Genomic DNA, 19,139 nt, shown 5'->3' with positions numbered 1-19,139 from the left:
AACCCGCCATGGCCCCGATCAAAGACTACCCGCAACGCTATGCTCTCAGCGGTGAGTTGCATGCGCGCCCCTTTCCCTCGCTCAAAGCGCCGTCCACTGCGGTGTTCCTTGCGATCAAACAACCCGAAGACGCGGCAAGCCGTGACAAGGCGCAAGACGTCAGCCACCTCAATGCGCTGCTGGATCACTATGGCGCACCACGGCCTGACCCGCAGGCGACGCACTACTATGGTGAAATGGGGAAATACTGGCTCAAGTGGGAGCAGCACACCGAGATGGTGACCTATACGGTATTCATGGACGCCTTGGGTGCGCGCGCGTTTGATCCTGATGAATTCGATGTCTTTCCAGATTACTGGCTGGAGGAAGCACCGGGCGGGCGCATTACCTCCGCTCTGTTGCGCCTGATGCCAATGCCGGAAGCGCCGGAGCAGATCACCGCCTTGTTAGGCGACTGGTTTGTGCCTGAAAGCCTTGCGGTGGCATCGGTGCTGGAAGGGGCGGCGGTGGTGGCCTCTGATTTTCGCATTGATCCGGCGGGGCATTTGCGGATCGCGGTCTTTACCGATCAATCAACCGGTGACCGGCGGCAGGGCCGCATCGTGCAACGCCTGTTCGAGATCGAAACTTACAAGGCCGCATCCATGTTGGGCTTTTCAATGGTGCGTTGGCTGGCCCCGCAGTTGAACGCGCTGGATATGAAGCTGACCGACCTCATGGCGCAGATGCGTGGCCCTTCCGCGCGGGCAGAGGATACGTTGCATGCGCTGTTGGATATCTCGGTCGAGCTGGAAACGCTGGCGGTGAAAACCGCTTTCCGGTTTGGCGCGACGGGGGCGTATCGCACGATTGTCGGACAAAGGATCGCCGTGCTGCGCGAGGAAAGGTTTATGGGCCGTCAGGGGTTTGCCGAATTCATGCTGCGCCGCTACGACCCTGCGATGCGCACAGTGCAATCGACAGAGGACCGGCTGAAGGCGATGTCGGAACGTGCGATCCGCGCGGCCGAGTTGCTGCGCACGCGGGTCGATGTGGAACGCTCCGCCCAGAATCAGGACATCCTTGCCAGCATGGATCGGCGGGCGGATTTGCAGCTGCGCTTGCAAAAGACCGTCGAGGGGCTTTCGGTGGTGGCGATCAGCTATTACGCGGTCTCGCTCGTGGGATATCTGATGTACCCGCTAGCGGGTGCCCTCGGGCTGTCCAAGGGCACCTTGCTGGCGCTGGTTACGCTGCCTGTTGTGGGCGCCGTGTGGCTGATGGTGCGGCGGTTGAAGCGTCACCTTGGCTAAGGACAAACTGCGCCGCTTTTGCGCCCGCAGCGATCATGGCAATGGCGAAAAGCGCGGCAACCGACAGGGTCGGTACGCCGGACAACCCCGCGCCAAGGGTACAGCCACCGGCCAGAACACCGCCGACGCCCATCATGGAAGCACCCAGAATGTAGCGACCTGTCTGGCGCGGGTTTTCAAAGCTCTGCCACTGAAAGCCGCCAAAGATCAGGCTGGCCGCCAAGGCGCCCAAGATTACGCCTCCAATCAGGCCGGTGCCAAAGCCCGGTGCAATCGACGTGCTGGCGATGCTCCAGAACAAGGTGTCCGCTGCGGGCGAGGTGAAGGACAGGCTTTCCATGCCAATCGGGTCAAAGTCGTCAAACAGCACAAAGCCGGTGCCAACCCAGGCGGCAGGTACCAATAGGCCGATCAGCGCGGCCAGGATCAGCATACCGCCCCCGTTGCCGGAGCGCAGGGCAATAGCGAGCGCTGCGACCGCCAGTATCGCCGTCCAGAGCCACATGCCGCCGGGGAGGGCGGCCAGCGTGATGTAATCCCCCATATCCACGGTCATAGCGCCAAGGGAAGTGCGCAGCGGCGCAAGCACGCCTTTCAGGGTCATATGCGCCACCAAGGCAAAGACCAGCAACACAACGGCGGCGCGCAGGTTGCCAGATCCGCTCAGCACGGTCAGGCGGGACACACAGCCGCGGGTCAGCACCATGCCGGCACCGAACAGCAGCCCGCCGATGGCGATGGCGAGCACGGGCATGTCGGAAATCATGAAACGGTGATCATCAAACGTGATCCAACCGGCGGCCACGGCAGCTTGTGTGCCGACAAGTGCAACAGCCAGTGCGGTGAACCAGACACCCGCAGCGGCGCGGCGGTCTTCACCGACAAGAGCGCGGCGGAAGCAGAATTTGGTGATCTGGGCCAGCACGCCAAAGAGAACGCCGATGATCAGTGCAAAATAGACAGAGGCCTGCGGCGCGGTCAGTGTCTCGAATTCGAATGTTTCAAACATGGCAGGACTCCTTGGGAACGTTTGTTCCATCTGGAGCGGCATCCCTTCGGGATCAAGCCCGTCGCATATACGCGCGTGAAAAGTGGCCGGAACAAAGTTCTGCGCCGGCGGGATTTTTTGGAATGGGCGTTCCCTTGAGGGCGTAGTGGCGAAACGCGAAGGGGCACTTGCGTGCCCCTTGCTGTGTTCCGGTTCTTATTTGGCTTACCTTGCGGCACGCATCTGCGCGTCAGCGCCCGCGAATGCGCGGATCCAGCGCGTCGCGCAACCCGTCGCCAAGGTAGTTCACACTCAGCACGGTCAGCGAAATTGCGATACCGGGTAAAAGGACGCGTTCGGGATAGTCCTGCATCCGCTGGACCGCATCCGCCAGCAACTTGCCCCATGTGGGGAAATCCGACGGGAAACCGACGCCCAGAAAGCTGAGTGCGCTCTCGGTAATGATCGCTGTGGCAAGGCCAAGGGTGGCCGATACCATGATGGGCGAGATCACGTTGGGCAACAGGTGACGGCGGATGATCTTGCCTGACGTGGTCCCGATGGAGCGGGCCGCGAGGATGAATTCGCGTTCCTTGAGTGCCAGAATATCGCCCCGCACAATCCGCGCGGTTTGCATCCATGAGGTCAGGCCGATGATGCCGACGATCAGGATGAACATGCCGCCCTCAGGGCCGAAGCTGGAGTTCAGGGGCTGGCGGAACAGGGTCACAGCCAACAGCGTCAGCGGCAGGATGGGCAAGGACAGCGCCAGATCGGTAAAGCGCATCAGCCAGAAATCCAGCCGTTTGAAATAGCCCGACAGCACACCGATTGCTGTGCCGATGATCAGCGCCAGCGCCATGGCCAGCCAGCCCACCGCCATCGATACACGGCCGCCCGCAATCATTTGGGACAGGATATCGCGGCCCAACTGGTCCGTGCCGAACGGATGGGCCCAACCGGCCTTGGCATCGCTATCCCAGAGCAGGGTATAGACCGGCCGCCAGTTCTTGTTGCGGATGTCCAGCGTCTTAGGATCGAGATCCCAAAGCCACGGGCCAAAGATCACACCCAGCGTAATGAAGATCAGAAACCCGCCGCCAAACACCGCGCCTTTGTGTTTGCGAAACTGGTCCCAGATGTCTTTCCACTGACTGCGCGGCGGCTTTTGCGGCTCTTTGTCCGTAAGCGCACCAAAGGTTTCGATGTCGGCCTCTATCGGGCTGGCGGGGATGGCTTGCTCAGTCATAACGGATCCTTGGGTCGAGCAGTCCGTAGAGGACATCTGCAATCAGGTTAAACAGAACGATGAGGATGGCGAAGATGAAGGTCAGCGTCATCACCATTGGCAAATCGTTGGCGAAGAGGGCGGTCAGCAGCAGCTGGCCGATGCCATTCACCTTAAAGACGTTTTCGGTAATGATCGCCCCGCCAAAGATCGCGGGCATGCCCAGAGCGATGATGGTGACTACCGGGATCATGGAGTTGCGCAGCACGTGGACCATGACGACAACGCCCTCGCGCAGGCCTTTGGCGCGGGCCGTGCGGACGTAATCCTGATTAAGGTTGTCCAGCATCGCGCCGCGCATGTAGCGGCTGATCTGGGCTGTGGTTTGCAGCGCCAGTACCATCACCGGCATGATCATCTGGAAGATCTGCACCTTAAAGCTGGCCCAGTCGGTGACTACATGGGTGGTGTCATAGATCGAAGGTAACCAGCCAAGGTAGACCGAAAAGATCACGATCAGCAGCGGGCCGGTAAAGAACGGAGGGATCGAAAATCCGATCATAGTGATGAAGGTACCGGCCTGATCGAAAACCGAATAATGCTTGTAGGCCGAATAGATGCCGATCGGGATCGCGATGACGATGCCGACAACATAAGACAAACCAACCACCCAGAGCGTCTGCGGCATGCGCTGGACCACGATGTCCATCACCGGCGAACGGGTCTGCCACGAGATCACGCGCAACTCGCCTTGGTAAAAGGCGGTATCGGGCAACCATCCCAGCAAAAAGCTGGTGTTGGTCAGGTAATCGATAAAGATTTTGGGTTCGATCCAGAAGAACTGGATCAGCCATTTATAGTACTGCACGTACCACGGGGCACCAAGGCCAAGGGCTTCGCGCATTTTCTGTTTTACGTCGGGCGGCACCGTCAGGGGTACCTGGGCCATCGGATCACCGGGGGCAAGCTGGAGCAAGCCGAAGATGATAAAACTGATGAACAAAAGCGTTGGGATCGAAAGGATCAACCGTCGGAACGTGAAGGTCAGCATAGGGAACAGGCGCCTTTGTTTAGCAGTCTGTGAGGGATATGTACGTGTAAGGCGGGGAAAACCCCGCCTTACGGTATTGACGCGCGCGGGGAAACCCCCGCCGCAGCCTTACTTCATGCGATACCAATCGGCCACATTCCACAGTTCGCTGTCCCATACGTTCAACGCAACACCGCCAAGGCTGTTGGAGTGCGCAGAAACGCGGGCACGGTTCACCAGTGGCACGATTGTCATCGTGTCTTTGGTGATCATGTCGTTCAGCTTGCGACCGATTTCGCCGCGCTTGTCGAGATCACCGGTCTTTGCCAGTTCGTCGAGCAGGGCGTCATAGGCCGGATCACAGAAGCGGTTGATGTTCTCACCCTGCCACTGCGACGACGGCTTTGGTTCGTTGCCACAACGGTAGGCCGACAGGTACGCCTGCGGGTCTGTGCCGTTGAAGGTGTTCGCGTACATTTCCACGTCCGCATAGAACTTCTGGAACGTGTCAGGCGAACCCGGGTCACCACCAAAGAATACGGAACCGTCAAGGTTGCGCAATTCGGTTTCAACACCGATCTGGCTCCACCAGTCTTTGATCAACGCCTGGAAGTCCTGACGCACAGCGTTGGTAGATGTCTGGTACAGGATCGCCAGCTTTACGCCGTCCTTGTCACGCACACCGTCGCCATCGCTGTCGGTCCAGCCCGCTTCGTCGAGCAGGGCCTTCGCACCGTCGATGTCCTGCGTCAGACACTCTGTGTTGTCAGAGTTATAGAGAGCAGGGGCAGGGACGAGGTTACAGGTTGGTGTACCGGCCTTGCCATAGCCCACTTCGGTCAGCAGTTCGCGATCGATGGCCATCGACAGCGCCTTGCGGACTTTAAAGTCGGACAGGAACGGATGTGGTTCCGCAACGGTTGCACGTGTTTCTGGTGGCAGATCCGGTGACGGGTTGGTCAGGTTCATTTCCAGACGTTCAACCAGCGGGCCGAAACCGGCGATGGCTTTGCCTTTGCCGGCTTCTTCCATCTTGGCAATAACATCGGGTGCCAGTTGCAGGTTCCAGGCGTAATCGTATTCGCCCGTTTCCAGAACCGCACGACCCGCGGCTGCGGCGTCGCCACCGCCCTTGAGGGTCAGCGTTGCAAAGGCAGGCTTGCCTTCGACACGGTAGTTCTCGTTGGCTTCCATCGTGATCACGTCATTGGGACGGAATTCTACAACCTTGAACGGACCTGTGCCGATGGGGTTAAAGTTGGCTTCTGTACATTCGGGCGCTTTGGCACCGAGACAGTCCGCGAATTGCGCCGCCTGAATGATCGGGCTTTCGCCACCGACAAATGGGCCATACGGGTTTGGCTGCGGGTTCTCGAAAGTGACCTTGACGGTCAGCTCGTCGATGGCCTCTACGCTTTCGACACCCTGAAACTTGGCACCCTGTGCGCAACCGCCTTCGGGGTGCATGCAGTATTCGGCCGTGAATTTCACGTCCGCAGAGGTGAAGGGCGTACCATCGGACCATTTCAGGCCGGGTGTGATGTTCCATGTGATCGACTTGAGGTCTTCGGACACGCCGCCATTGGCAACGGTGGGAACCTCGGTCACCAGAAACGGAACCATTTCACCGGTTTCTGTGTAGCGGGCCAGTGGTTCGACAACCAAGGAACCGGCTTCGACGTCTTTTGTGCCGCCTGACAGGAACGGGTTAAGAATTGAAGGGGCCTGCCAATACAGGATTTTCACATCCCCGTCGCGGCCGCGTTCACCGGAATGACCGTCGGCAAAAGCAACCGGTGCAAAAGCAGTGGTTGCGATAGCCCCCATTAAAAGGGTTCTAAGTTTCATATATACTCTCCTTGTCGTACACGTTTTAGCTGTGCCGTGTTTTGGGGCAGGATGGTCCCGCCCGGTTTTATCGCCCGGGGATACATTAAGAGTGGCGCATAACCCTACGTAACCGAAGGCTTATGTTCGATACTCTGCCACGCACCCCCAGAGCGCATGGCCGCAATCACAACATGTTTCACGAGAATTGCAAGCTTTCTCATCGCTTGGACACAAAATAGGTCCGAATTTGACCCACTTCGTTTGACCTGCCCAAGTATTCACCTTAGCGTCTCTTGAAGACGCGCTGCCGAAACGCGTCATTGGATCATCAGGGGACATCATGCTCGATCAGACAAACACGGGGCCTATTGCGCAAATTCAGGGCCTTAGGGTCGAATTTCAGACCAAAGACGGCCCTGTTGTCGGGGTGGAGGATGTCAGTTTCGACATCAATCCGGGCGAAACCGTTTGTGTAGTCGGCGAATCCGGTTCCGGTAAATCGGTTTCATCCCTGTCGCTGATGCGGCTGGTGGAATACGGCGGTGGCGAGATTGCCGGCGGACGCCTTTTGTTTGATCGCGATGGCAAGGACCAGATCGATCTGGCCCAGACAAGCGGCCCCGACATGCGCCGGATCAGGGGCAACGAGATCGGGATGATCTTTCAGGAGCCGATGACGGCGCTGAATCCGGTGTTCACGGTGGGCCGCCAGCTGACCGAGGGTTTGCGCCTGCACAAGGGCATGAGCAAACGGCAGGCAGAGAGCCGCGCGCTTGAGTTGATGAATCAGGTGCGCATCCCCGAACCCGAGCGCCGCCTGAAGCAGTATCCCCATGAATTGTCCGGCGGTATGCGCCAGCGCGTGGTGATCGCGATGGCTTTGGCTTGTGAGCCGAAGCTGCTGATCGCGGATGAACCGACGACGGCGCTGGATGTGACGATTCAGGCTGAAATTCTGGCGCTGATGGACCGGTTGAAGCGTGAAACCGGCACGGCGGTCATGTTCATCACCCACGATATGGCGGTGGTGGCCCAGATGGCCGACCGCGTCGTCGTGATGTTTCGCGGCAATAAGGTCGAAGAGGGCACGGTCGAGGAAATCTTCGAGAACCCGCAGCACGCTTACACCAAAGCCTTGCTGGCCGCGGTGCCCAAGCTGGGCGAGATGACAGGCAAAGCTTTCCCCGAACCGATGAAGCTTTTGGGGTCCGAAGATAAACCGATTGTCCCGATTGAAGGCAGCGAAGAGGTGTTGCTGACGGTCAAGAACCTCACGACCCGCTTTCCGGTCAAGGGCGGGTTCTTTCGCCGAACGGTCGCCAATGTGCACGCGGTGGAGGATTTGTCGTTCACCATCAACAAGGGCCAGACGCTGAGCCTTGTGGGCGAATCAGGCTGTGGCAAATCCACGGCGGGGCGTTCGATATTGCGGCTGGTTGAGCCGCTGACCGGCGAGATCAACGTGGGCGGCAAAGATATAATGGCGCTGAACCAGCGTGACCTGCGCACTGCGCGGCTTGATATGCAGATGATTTTTCAGGATCCGTTCGCATCGCTGAACCCGCAGATGCCCTTGGCCGAACAGGTGGCCGAACCGATCCATAATTTTGGCACGCTCAAAGGCAAGGCCATCGACGAACGTGTGGAGATGCTGTTTGACCGTGTGGAATTGCCCCGCAGCTTCATGCGCCGTTTCCCACATGAATTGTCCGGCGGCCAGCGCCAGCGGGTGGCCATTGCGCGCGCCCTTGCACTGAACCCCAAGCTGATCATCGCGGACGAGGCGGTATCGGCGCTGGATGTGTCGGTGCAGGCGCAGGTGCTAAACCTGATGATGGAATTACAGGCAGAGCTGGACCTGAGCTTTTTGTTCATCAGCCATGACATGGCGGTGGTCGAACGCGTCAGCCATTATGTCGGCGTGATGTATCTGGGCCGCATCGTCGAAATCGGCACACGCCAGCAGGTCTTTGAAAACCCGCTGCATGCCTATACCCAAGCCTTGATGAAAGCGGTGCCAATTGCTGATCCGCGCAAGCGCAAGGACGAGAAGGATCTGAACTTCAAGCCGATCCCGTCGCCGATCCATCCTGCCGGTTATGACGCCAAGCCGTCAGAGTACGTCGAGGTAAACCCCGGCCACCACCTGTTGATCACTGATTGCGGATATTAAGAAATGACAGACCGTTTGACCCCACTGGAACTGATGACCAAGCTCATCAGCTTTCCCACTGTTTCGCGTGATAGCAATATTCCTTTGATTGACTGGGTGGCTGAGTACCTTGCCAGCCACGGGATTGAGTCGCACCGCTATATTGACCCCGATCAGCCCAAACATGCGCTTTTCGCCCATGTCGGCCCATGGGAAGAGGGCGCAGTTGTGTTGTCCGGTCATACGGATGTGGTGCCGGTCGACGGGCAACCCTGGGACACTGATCCGTTCACGGTGGTCGAGAAAGACGGCAAATATTACGGCCGCGGCACCTGCGACATGAAGGGGTTCGATGCGCTGGCCATCTGGGCCTTGGTCGAAGGGAAATATGCAGGGCTGAAACGCCCCTTGCAGATCGCGCTCAGCTTTGACGAAGAAATCGGCTGCACCGGTGCGCCGCCGATGATCAAGGCGATGCAGCCCGTGCTGCCCAAAGGGTCGGCGGCGATCATTGGAGAGCCATCGACGATGCAGGCGGTCACGGGCCACAAGGGCGGCACGGGGTTTGATACCCATGTCGTGGGTTTCGAAGTGCATTCATCGCTGCTGCACACGGGCGTCAATGCGATCATGGCGGGTGCCAAGCTGATCGAATGGGCAAACGAGATGAACACGGCCAATATGGCGGCCAAACCGACTGATCTGGCCGCGATGTTCGATCCGCCTTTCACCACCTGCCACGTCGGTATGATTTCGGGCGGTACGGCGCATAACATCACGGCCAAGGATTGCCATTTCGCGATGGATTTCCGTGTGGTGCCCGGCGAAGACAAGGATTACTGGGCGACGGCCTACCTCAAGAAAGTGCGCGAGGTCGAAGCGCAAATGCAGGCGGTCGTGCCCGAAACCGAGATCAGGATCAGCGAACGCTTTGACGTGCCGGCCCTACAACCGGAGCAGGACGGCGAGGCCGAAACGCTTGTGCGCCAGATCACCGGTGACAATGCCAGCCACAAGGTCAGCTATGGCACTGAAGCCGGGCAGTTTCAGGACGCCGGATATTCTGCGGTGATTTGTGGGCCGGGTGACATCGCACAGGCGCATCAGCCAAACGAATTCATCGAAGTGGCACAGTTTAACGCGGGCCATGATTTCATGCGCAAGCTGCTGGTGCGTCTGGGTTCATAAAACGGCGCGGCCTCTTGCGGGGCTGTCGCGGGGCCCGGACGGCGCGTTTGAGGGATAACAATGCAGGCTTTTCCAATTTCAGACACCAGCCCCGTGCAGTTTGCGGGGCCACTGCCCGCTGCGACCGATGTGGTGGTGATCGGCGGTGGCGTCATCGGGATCTGCACAGCGCTTTATCTGGCACAGGCAGGGCAATCGGTTGTGCTGCTGGAAAAAGGGCGCATCGCAGGCGAGCAATCGTCGCGCAATTGGGGATGGATCCGCCAGCAGGGGCGTGACCCCGACGAATTGCCGATCATGATCGAAGCGCTTGGGCGCTGGAAAGAACTCGCCGCGCAAACCGGTGTCGATTTCGGGTTACGCCAAGGCGGCGTGACCTATTTCGCGCAGACCTCCAAACAGCTGGCCGGTTTCGAGCGATGGACCGCCCATGCGCGCGGCTTAGGTGTCGATACGAAGATTCTCAACGGGTCGGAAACCGCGTCGATGTTCCCGCAGATGAGCGCACGGATGCGCGGCGCCATGGTGACACCATCGGATATGCGCGCCGAGCCGTGGACGGCTGTTCCCGCATTGGCGGGGATCGCCAGAGCCGCCGGCGTCCGGATCATTGAAAACTGCGCTGTGCGGATGCTGGATGTGCAGGCGGGCAATGTGGCAGGGGTGGTGACCGAGCGCGGCCTGATTAAATCACCTTCGGTTGTGTTGGCGGGGGGCGCGTGGTCCTCGTTGTTCCTGCGCAACCACGGCGTTGATATCCCGCTGCTTTCAGTGCGTGAAAGCGTGGCGGCGACCCATGTATTGCCGGATGTCCACAGCGGTGCCGCCGCGGACAACCGCGTTGCGTTCCGCCGCCGGATGGATGGCGGCTATACTTTGGCACCCGCAGGGGTGGCCGAGTTGTTCATCGGGCCCGATGCCTTTCGCGCCTTTCGCAAATATCTGCCGCAGCTGCGCCAAACCCCCTTTGGCCAGACCTACCGCCCCACCTCGCCCAAGGGGTTTCCCGATGCTTGGGGCACGCCGCGCCGGTGGGCGGGCGACGAGGTCACACCGTTTGAGCGGATGCGTATCCTTGATCCGGCCCCCGATATGAAGCAGTTGCGCCGCCTTGTACGCAACTTTCAGGAACGATTCCCCAGTTTGCCGCAGGTGCGGTTGAAATCCGCCTGGGCAGGCATGATTGACACGATGCCTGATCAGGTGCCGATCGTGGATCACTGTGCTGCAATTCCGGGTTTGGTTATTGGCACCGGCATGGCGGGGCACGGTTTTGGCATCGGGCCGGGGATGGGTCGGGTGCTGGCCGCTCTGGTCATGGGGGATGCTTTGGGGCATGATCTGAAACGGTTCCGCGCAGACAGGTTTTCAGATGGAAGCGCAATAGATTTAGGGCCACCTTTCTGAATTTCTCCAGCAGGATATCCAAAATGCCGATCAAGAACCGCTTTGCCGAGACACACGCAGAAATCACCGCATGGCGGCGGCATTTACACCAATATCCCGAAATCCAATTCGACGTGCATGAGACCGCGAAATTCGTCGAGGAAAAGCTGCGCAGCTTCGGCATCACCGACATCACCACTGGCATCGGGCAGACCGGTGTGGTTGCGGTGATTGAGGGGCGGCAGACGGCGTCAGGACGCACTGTGGGCCTGAGGGCGGATATGGATGCGCTGCCGATCCATGAGGCGACTGGCCTGCCACATGCGTCGAAAATCGCGGGCAAGATGCATGCCTGCGGGCACGACGGGCATACGGCGATGTTGCTGGGGGCGGCGCAATATCTGGCCGAGACCCGCAATTTCGATGGCCGCTGTGTGCTGATTTTCCAGCCCGCCGAAGAAGGCGGCGGCGGCGGCAATGAAATGGTCAAGGACGGGCTGATGGAGCGCTGGTCGATCGACGAGGTTTACGGCATGCACAATATGCCGGGTTATCCGGTGGGAAAGTTTGCAATCCGCAAGGGGGCTTTGTTGGCGGCTGCCGATCAGTTCGACATCGTGATTGACGGGCAGGGCGGCCATGCGGCGGCCCCGCATGAGGCGGTTGATACCAATCTGGCTGCGGCCCATGTGGTTGTGGCGCTGCAATCCATCGCGGCGCGCAATGTGGATCCGGTGAAACAGGTGGTTGTGTCGGTCTGTACCCTGCGCAGCGACACGGACAGCCACAATGTGCTGCCCCAGACGGTCAAACTGCGCGGCACGGTGCGCACGCTGGATGAGGATGTGCGCGATCTGGCCGAAGCGCGCCTGCACGATATTGTGACCCATACCGCAGCGGCGCATCAGTGCCGCGCCGAGATCGACTATGAACGCGGCTATCCGGTCACGGTGAACCACGACGCCGAAACCGATTTCGCCGCGGATGTTGCCGAAACTGTAACCCCCGACGTCTGGCGCGACACGCCACCGATTATGGCGGGCGAGGATTTTTCTTACATGCTGAACGCGCGGCCCGGTGCCTATATGATGATCGGCAACGGGGTCGAGGGCGCAACGGTGCATCACCCGATGTATGATTTCAACGACGAGGCGATACCGGCAGGCTGTTCGTGGTTTGCCGAAGTGGTTGAGACGCGACTGAAGGCAAGTTAGGCGGCACGCAAGGTTTAGAGCTGGGACAGGCTTTGCGCGATTTCATCCGCAATGAGGCGCGCGTCAATGTCGCCGCGCTCTGACGATACGCGCAAGCCCATCAGGTCCGATTGATACCGGCGCGCCAATGCCGTCGGGTCGCGTTCGGCGCTGATCTCACCCTTGGCTTGTGCTTGCGCAAAGACATCGGCAAACAGCCCTTCCATAGTTTTAAGGTGGGTGGTCGCGCGCGCCGCAAGCGGATGGTCGCGGGGCTTTAACTCCAGAACCGTTTTCGCCAGCATGCAGGCTTGAGCCGGGGCGGAGTCGCGCGAAATCACCAATTTGGGATAGTCTTGCAGGGCGCGCAGCGCGCCTTCGGCTTCGACCAGCGTTGTCAGACGCGCGGCCCCATCAGCGGCATAAGTATCCATCGCTAATTCATACAGCGCATCCTTTGACCCGAAAGCGGCATAAAAGCTGCCGGGTTTCATCTTTAATTCGTTTTCGAGATCTTTCAGCGATGTACCGGCCCAGCCCTGTCGCCAGAACAAATCGCGCGCGCGCGCAATCAGGGCAGTACGGTCATAGTTGGGTTTGCGGGGCACAGGATCACCTATTCTTGAACGATTACTCAATTATATACTTGAGTGACCGCTCAAGAAAGCCTAAATGCGTTTTAGCAATACAAATCTAAAGGAACTTGCCATGACTGATTTCCCTTCACACGATCTCGATACTGCCCCCGAAGCGTCAAAGCCGCTGCTGGAAGCATCGCAAAAGGCGTTCGGCCGTCTGCCCGGCCTGCACAAGGTTCTGGCCGAAAGCCCGCAGGCTTATGAGGGCTATCAGGTGCTGCACAAGCTGTTCACCGAGACAGATTTCGACGCGGACGAGCTGACCGTTGTTTGGCAGGCAATCAATGTCGAAAACGAATGCCACTACTGCGTGCCGGCGCACACAGGGATCGCCAAGATGATGAAAGTCTCCGATGATCTTTCCGACGCGCTGCGCAACGAAACGCCTTTGGGCTCGGACAAACTGGAAGCCTTGCGCAGCTTTACCGTGCAGATGGTGCGCCAGCGCGGCAATGTGACAGATGCGCAAATGAAGGCCTTCTTTGACGCCGGTTACGGTCACCGTGCGGTTCTGGACGTGATCCTTGGTATGGCGCAGAAAACCATGTCGAACTACACCAACCACGTCGCGCAAACACCTGTCGACGAAGTGTTCCAGCCACTGGCGTGGACACGCAGCGAAAAGCCGCTGGAGGTCTAAGGACAACCGCCGACGGCGCGCGTTTGCACGGCGTCGGTGTTGCCCGTCCTGTCGGTGGACCGGATGATCTGAACGAAAGAAAAAGGGGCACAACCGCTGCCCCTTTTGTCTTGCGGGGGAAAGGCATAGAACCCTGTCATATCGTATTTTTTCGGAAGGAAACCCGATGCCGGTCAAAAACCGTTTTGCCGAACTTCATGACAACATCACTGCATGGCGCCGTGATCTGCACGAACACCCTGAAATCCTGTTCGAAACCCACCGCACCTCTGCCACAGTGGCCGAAAAACTGCGCAGTTTCGGGTGTGACGAAGTGGTCGAAGGCATCGGGCGCACCGGTGTTGTCGGCGTGATCAAGGGCAAAACACAGACCTCGGGCAAGGTCATCGGGTTGCGCGCGGATATGGATGCGCTGCCGATCCATGAACAAACCGGCGTTGAATATGCCTCCAAGACGCCAAATGCGATGCATGCTTGCGGGCATGACGGGCACACAGCAATGTTGCTGGGCGCAGCGCAGTATCTGGCCGAAACCCGTAATTTCGATGGCACCTGCGTGGTGATTTTCCAGCCCGCCGAAGAAGGCGGCGGCGGTGGTAAGGAAATGTGCGACGACGGGATGATGGAGCGTTGGGGCATTCAGGAAGTCTATGGCATGCACAACTGGCCCGGTATGCCGACCGGTTCCTTCGGCATCCGCACAGGTCCGTTTTTTGCCGCGACCGACCTGTTAGAGATCGAAGTCGAAGGTCTTGGCGGGCATGCGGCCAAGCCGAACGAAACCATTGATACCACCGTGGTCACCGCGCATATCATCACCGCGCTGCAAACCATCGTCAGCCGCAATGCCGATCCGATCGGCAATATCGTGGTGTCGATCACATCAATCGAATCTTCGTCAAAAGCCTTCAACGTGATCCCGCAGCGTGTGAACCTGCTGGGCACGGTGCGCACGCTTTCGAATGAATTGCGCGATCTGGCCGAAAAGCGGGTTGTCGAAATCTGCGAAGGTGTCGCGGCCAGTTTCGGGGCCGTGGCGCGGGTGAAATACGTGCGCAACTATCCGGTGATGGTGAACCATCCCGAGCAGACCGAGTTCGCCGCGGATGTGGCACGGCAGGTCGCGGGTGAGTGCGGCGAGGCTCCCTTGGTCATGGGCGGCGAAGATTTTGCCTTCATGCTCGAAGCGCGTCCCGGTGCATATATCCTGATGGGCAACGGGGACGGCGCGGCGGTGCATCACCCGATGTATAATTTCAACGACGAAGCGATCCCCGCAGGGTGCAGCTGGTGGGCAGGCATTGTCGAACAGCGCATGCCAGCGGCGTAATCTAGAAGTTCGGGGTGGGGGACCCTCCACCCCGAAACGCGCGCAGGTTTAGGTCGGTTTTGCTGAGGGGGATGCGTCGCCGGTCTAACCGTCAGACAGCAGGCGACGATAGAGCGCGATGAGCTGCGCCGCCTCGCGTTCGATGGAAAAGTGCTGCGCCACATGCGGGCGCACATTCTGTCCCCAGTCATCTATCGGAAACGGCGGTGCAAAGGCGTCGTGGATCGCGGTTGATAAAGCCGCGGGGTCTTCGGGCGCGACCAAGGTACCGGTGCCCTGCACAATAATCTGTTCAAATGCGCCGACACGGGTGGCGACAACCGGCACGCCGCAGGCCATGGCCTCAATCGGGGTCAGGCCGAACCCCTCCCAGCGTTGTGGCGCGACATAGAGATCAAGGATGCGGTACCAATCGGCCATTTCCTCGACCGGGACTTCGGGCAGGAAATGGAAATTGCCAACAAGGCCCTGTTTTTCAATGCCGTCTTTAATCTCCTGTAAGAATGCGCGGTCCTTTGGCACGGCGCGCCCCATGATCAGGGCATGAGCTTGCGGGTTGCGTGTGATGACGTCCGCCATGGCAGTGCAAAAAACATCCGTGCCTTTCGACGCGCGAATACGTCCGTAACACCCGACGAGCTGCGCGTTTACAGGCAACCCGAGTTTTTCACGCAAGGCGGCCTTGTCCTGCGCAGGTGCAAAACCGTCCAGATCAATCCCGTGCATGATGACCTGCGCGGGGTTCTCAAGATAGGCCGCCCCCCGTTCGGAGGTCGCCACCACCGCGTCCATCCGCCGGATCAGCCAACGGGTCAGTCCGCTTTGTTTGCGTTGCGACGCCGAGGTAAAGACCAGCTTCAGCCGTTTGCCCAGCAGGTATTTCAACGCCAGCCCGCCGATCATCTCGACGTTGCGCCGCGCATGCCAGACGCGCGGACCATCGGGGCCAGAACGCGGCATAGTGATCAGCGACGCCAGCGGGATTTGCGGCACATGGGCGGGGATCACGGGGCCGGTTGCAGCAATGGTGATGTCACGCGACTGGACGGGCACAAGGCGCACAACTGTGGATGTCACACCGGAGAGGCGTTTCTTGAAATTCGGGGCGATCACTTGGACTTTTGCAATGTCGACGTGGCTCATGAGGTCAGCTCCAGCGCGGTGATCAGGCGGGTGGCGATGCCGTCCAGCAGGTCGGTTTGCCCGTCGATGAAATCGCGTGCGGCGGTGCAGGACTTGGCGCGCGCCGCATCATCGCGCAGCAGGTGATCCACCTTTGCCGCCAGATCCGCACCATCCGCCACAAAGCGGGCCGCGCCAAGCGTTTCCATCTCGGCGTAGGTTTCTGCAAAGGCTGCAACATGGGGGCCCGACAGCACGCAAGCCCCTGATTGCGCCACTTCAAACGGATTATGCCCGCCAATGGGTTTCAGCGAACCGCCCAGGAAAACGATGTCTGCCAGATCATACCACAACCCCAGTTCGCCCATGGTATCCGCCAGAAACACCTGTCCGCCCGGCATGTCACCACGGGTGCGCCGCGTCAGGCTAAGCCCTGCGCCCGCGATCAGGTTCATCACATCATTGCCTCGTTCGGGATGGCGCGGCGCGAGGATCAGACACAGGTCGGGGTGCGTTTCCAGCAAGGTTTTATGCGCGGCCAGCACAGCCTGTTCTTCGCCCTCATGGGTGGAGGATGCGACCCAGACGGGGCGGTGACCGATTGCAGCGCGGGCCTCGAACAATGCATCTTCGTCAACCGGCAGGGGGCCTGCCATGGATTTCAGATTGATGCCACGCGCCACCCGTTCTGCGGGGGCATGCATGTTGACCATGCCTTGAGCCATCTTGTCGTTCTGCGTCAGGATCAGTGAAAACACGTCCAGCAGATAGGCCGCAAGTTTCGGACGTTTGCGCCAGCTTTCCATGGATCGTTCCGACAGGCGGGCGTTGACCATGGCCAGCTTGGCCCCTGTGGCATGGGTCCGGCGCAACATTTGCGGCCAGATCTCGCTTTCGACAAACACGGCTGCATCGGGGTGCCAGTGTTTCAGGAAACGGCGCAGGGGGCCGGGGGCGTCAAACGGGGCGAACTGATGCACGCAGCGCGGCGGCAGGCGGCTTGCCAACAGCTTGGCAGAGGTCGCAGTGCCGGACGTGATCAGAAACTGCGCTTGCGGCAGGTGCACGCCCATACGCGCGATCAGCGCCAGCACAGACAGGCTTTCCCCAACCGATGCTGCATGAAACCATACCAGCGGCACGCCGTCTTCGCGCGGTTCGGTGGCGTGGCCGATTTTCTCATGCGCCCGCACAACGCTGACGCCAGCACGGCGCAGCTTTTTGGACTCAACAAAGGTTGCGAAAGGCACCAACACCATGCTGGCCGCGACCCATGCGCGATAAAGGAAGGGCGCGGACATGGTGGGGGTCAGCCGCCGGTGTGGCTCATGTGGCGCGGCATCTGGCCGTCCAGACGCTGGCGGGAATAATCGAAATCATGGCCTTTGGGTTTGTGACTGATGGCGTCGCGAATGGCCATTTCCAGCACGCGGGTATCGTCGGGGCTGGCGCGCAGGGGCGCACGCAGGTCGGCCATGTCTTCCTGACCCAGACACATGTACAATTCGCCCGTGCAGGTCAGGCGCACGCGATTGCAGCTTTCGCAGAAATTATGGGACAGCGGTGTGATAAAGCCGATTTTCTGACCGGTTTCCTCAAGGCGCACATAGCGGGCAGGTCCGCCGGTGCGTTCGGCCAGATCGGTGACGGTGTAATGGTCGGCATAGCGGGCGCGCACATCGTCCAGCGACCAATATTGGCCCAGCCGGTCCTCGTTGCCCAGATCGCCCATTGGCATGACTTCGATCCAGGTCAGATCCATGCCCAGATCGGCGCACCATTTCGTAATTTCGGGCAGTTCGCTTTCGTTGAAATCTTTCAGGGCGACCGCATTGATTTTGACCTTCAAACCGGCCTTCAATGCGGCATCAACACCGCGCAATACTTGGGGCAGGCGGCCCCAGCGGGTGATCTCGGCAAACTTGCCTTCGTCGATGGTATCAAGCGAGATGTTCACGCGGCGCACGCCGGCGGCGTAAAGATCGTCGGCGAACCGCTCAAGCTGGCTGCCGTTGGTGGTCAGCGTCAGCTCTTTCAACGCGCCGCTTTCCAGATGGCGGGTCATGGAATTGAAAAACGTCATGATCCCCTTGCGCACCAAAGGTTCGCCACCGGTGATGCGCAATTTCTCGACACCCAGACCAACAAACGTGGTGCACATGGCGTCCAGTTCTTCCAGTGTCAGCAATTCCTTTTTCGGCAGGAAAGTCATGTTCTCGGACATGCAATAGACACAGCGGAAATCACAACGGTCGGTGACCGAAACGCGCAAATAGGTGATGGCGCGGGCGAAGGGATCAATCAAAGGGGCGTTCATGGGGTAATAGGTAGTGATCCACCGGCGGCTGGGCAAGCGGCATTTGGATGATTGAAGTGACAGAACAGGAAAGCTAGGGTCGAGGAATTGCAAAACTAGGGATTAGAAAATGAAACACTTGATGATGATCACCACGCTGGCGGCGTTGCTGGCCGGCTGTACACCGCCGGAAGCTGAAGCCCCCGTTGAAGAACCTGAACAAGAGATTATACCGTTAAGCATCGCACTGCCGACCTGAAGGTCGCGGTTCAAACAGACAAAAGCGGCATGGGAGATCAGGCTGGATATGAAGAAAATTGTGGTATCCGTCGTTCTTGTGGCGCTTTTATCGGGCTGTTCGACAGTCGGGGGTTTCCTGCGCAAGGATCCTGCACCTGTGGTAGAGGCTGACGCAGCTCTGCCGCCCGCCGCCGAAGTGGAAACGGCAGCACTTGCCCCTGCGACTGCTGCGCCACCGCCGCCAACAGCAGCGCGCACAGCCGAAGCACTGGATACCACTACGCCCGAACAACGCGCCGCAGCCGTGGCTCCCGCGCAGAGCCCCAGCAAGAATTTGGGCAAAACGGTTGTGTCCTTGGGCAGTCCAACAGAGCCCGGATTGTGGGTAAAGACACCCTTGGTCAAAACCGAATCCCAAGGGCGGGTCACCAACCTTGCCAATGGCAAATCGTCGCTGGTGACCTTGCTGCCGCTCGACGGCCCCGCGACCGCTGGCAGCCGGATGTCGCTGCCCGCCTTGCGGTTGATCGGTGCCTCATTGACGGATTTGACCGAAGTCGAGGTGGCCTTGGAAGGGTAACGCCCT

The 19,139-nt window shown here is 59.5% G+C and carries 17 protein-coding genes; 9 read left to right on the top strand and 8 right to left on the bottom strand.

Translation table 11 applies throughout. The features are described 5' to 3' along the window. Positions 1–8: 8 nt before the first annotated feature. Positions 9–1,292 (top strand): DUF3422 family protein, encoded by a 1,284-nt coding sequence (locus tag Z947_RS0115080; protein ID WP_025045122.1) that lies wholly within the window; start codon positions 9–11, stop codon positions 1,290–1,292. Here Z947_RS0115080 and Z947_RS0115075 read toward each other — a convergent pair. The 4 genes from Z947_RS0115075 to Z947_RS0115060 form a co-directional block, all read right to left on the bottom strand. Then, on the bottom strand, positions 1,228–2,301 hold the full coding sequence (locus Z947_RS0115075) for a YeeE/YedE family protein (RefSeq protein ID WP_025045121.1): 1,074 nt from the start codon (positions 2,299–2,301) through the stop codon (positions 1,228–1,230). The genes Z947_RS0115080 and Z947_RS0115075 overlap by 65 nt on opposite strands. A gap of 229 nt (positions 2,302–2,530) precedes the next feature. Continuing rightward, positions 2,531–3,529: an ABC transporter permease gene (locus Z947_RS0115070; protein WP_025045120.1), complete on the bottom strand. Its 999-nt coding sequence runs from the start codon at positions 3,527–3,529 to the stop codon at positions 2,531–2,533. Further along, entirely contained in the window at positions 3,522–4,559 is a 1,038-nt protein-coding gene (locus Z947_RS0115065; protein ID WP_025045119.1) for an ABC transporter permease, read from the bottom strand. Before Z947_RS0115065 ends, Z947_RS0115070 begins: the two co-directional genes overlap by 8 nt. Before the next feature lie 108 nt (positions 4,560–4,667). Further along, the gene (locus Z947_RS0115060; RefSeq protein ID WP_025045118.1) at positions 4,668–6,386 is read right to left on the bottom strand and encodes a peptide ABC transporter substrate-binding protein; all 1,719 of its coding nucleotides are present in this window, start codon (positions 6,384–6,386) and stop codon (positions 4,668–4,670) included. Between the two features lie 322 nt (positions 6,387–6,708). On the opposite strand from Z947_RS0115060, the gene Z947_RS0115055 reads away from it, so the two are divergent. Genes Z947_RS0115055 through Z947_RS0115040 form a run of 4 tightly spaced genes read left to right on the top strand, consistent with a single transcriptional unit; the run spans position 6,709 to position 12,308 of the window. Next, positions 6,709–8,541, top strand: coding sequence for an ABC transporter ATP-binding protein (locus Z947_RS0115055; RefSeq protein ID WP_025045117.1), 1,833 nt, complete (start codon positions 6,709–6,711; stop codon positions 8,539–8,541). Positions 8,542–8,544: 3 nt separating this feature from the next. Next, the gene (gene argE / locus Z947_RS0115050) at positions 8,545–9,708 is read left to right on the top strand and encodes an acetylornithine deacetylase (protein ID WP_025045116.1); all 1,164 of its coding nucleotides are present in this window, start codon (positions 8,545–8,547) and stop codon (positions 9,706–9,708) included. 60 nt (positions 9,709–9,768) lie between these two features. After that, positions 9,769–11,115, top strand: coding sequence for an NAD(P)/FAD-dependent oxidoreductase (locus tag Z947_RS0115045; RefSeq protein WP_025045115.1), 1,347 nt, complete (start codon positions 9,769–9,771; stop codon positions 11,113–11,115). A 23-nt stretch (positions 11,116–11,138) separates the two neighbouring features. Further along, a complete protein-coding gene (locus tag Z947_RS0115040) occupies positions 11,139–12,308 on the top strand; it encodes a M20 aminoacylase family protein (RefSeq protein WP_025045114.1) in 1,170 nt (389 codons plus the stop codon). Positions 12,309–12,322: 14 nt separating this feature from the next. Here the strand turns inward: Z947_RS0115040 and Z947_RS0115035 are convergent, their stop codons facing one another. Then, a complete protein-coding gene (locus Z947_RS0115035; protein ID WP_025045113.1) occupies positions 12,323–12,895 on the bottom strand; it encodes a TetR/AcrR family transcriptional regulator in 573 nt (190 codons plus the stop codon). A 100-nt stretch (positions 12,896–12,995) separates the two neighbouring features. On the opposite strand from Z947_RS0115035, the gene Z947_RS0115030 reads away from it, so the two are divergent. Together Z947_RS0115030 and Z947_RS0115020 are read left to right on the top strand one after the other, a co-directional pair. After that, positions 12,996–13,565 carry a carboxymuconolactone decarboxylase family protein gene (locus tag Z947_RS0115030; protein ID WP_025045112.1) on the top strand — a complete coding sequence of 190 codons (570 nt, stop codon included), beginning with the start codon at positions 12,996–12,998 and terminating at the stop codon, positions 13,563–13,565. 166 nt (positions 13,566–13,731) lie between these two features. After that, positions 13,732–14,895: a M20 aminoacylase family protein gene (locus Z947_RS0115020; protein ID WP_025045111.1), complete on the top strand. Its 1,164-nt coding sequence runs from the start codon at positions 13,732–13,734 to the stop codon at positions 14,893–14,895. 84 nt (positions 14,896–14,979) lie between these two features. On the opposite strand, the gene Z947_RS0115015 is transcribed toward Z947_RS0115020, so the two are convergent. Genes Z947_RS0115015 through moaA form a run of 3 tightly spaced genes read right to left on the bottom strand, consistent with a single transcriptional unit; the run spans position 14,980 to position 18,334 of the window. Beyond that, positions 14,980–16,038 carry a glycosyltransferase family 4 protein gene (locus Z947_RS0115015; protein WP_025045110.1) on the bottom strand — a complete coding sequence of 353 codons (1,059 nt, stop codon included), beginning with the start codon at positions 16,036–16,038 and terminating at the stop codon, positions 14,980–14,982. Next, complete coding sequence (locus Z947_RS0115010; RefSeq protein ID WP_025045109.1) at positions 16,035–17,318, bottom strand: 3-deoxy-D-manno-octulosonic acid transferase; 1,284 nt, start codon at positions 17,316–17,318, stop codon at positions 16,035–16,037. The genes Z947_RS0115015 and Z947_RS0115010 overlap by 4 nt, the downstream gene beginning before the upstream one ends. Before the next feature lie 8 nt (positions 17,319–17,326). After that, positions 17,327–18,334 carry a GTP 3',8-cyclase MoaA gene (gene moaA / locus Z947_RS0115005; RefSeq protein WP_025045108.1) on the bottom strand — a complete coding sequence of 336 codons (1,008 nt, stop codon included), beginning with the start codon at positions 18,332–18,334 and terminating at the stop codon, positions 17,327–17,329. Positions 18,335–18,443: 109 nt separating this feature from the next. Between moaA and Z947_RS22480 the strand changes: the two genes are divergently transcribed. After that, the gene (locus Z947_RS22480) at positions 18,444–18,572 is read left to right on the top strand and encodes a hypothetical protein (protein ID WP_276202376.1); all 129 of its coding nucleotides are present in this window, start codon (positions 18,444–18,446) and stop codon (positions 18,570–18,572) included. A gap of 48 nt (positions 18,573–18,620) precedes the next feature. After that, positions 18,621–19,133, top strand: a complete 513-nt coding sequence (locus Z947_RS0114995) for a hypothetical protein (protein ID WP_025045107.1) — start codon at positions 18,621–18,623, stop codon at positions 19,131–19,133. Positions 19,134–19,139: the final 6 nt, after the last annotated feature.

This window comes from Sulfitobacter geojensis, from assembly GCF_000622325.1.
Taxonomy (GTDB): domain Bacteria; phylum Pseudomonadota; class Alphaproteobacteria; order Rhodobacterales; family Rhodobacteraceae; genus Sulfitobacter; species Sulfitobacter geojensis.
Note: the sequence above shows the minus strand (reverse complement) of the source record. Positions and strands in the feature narration are given on the sequence as shown.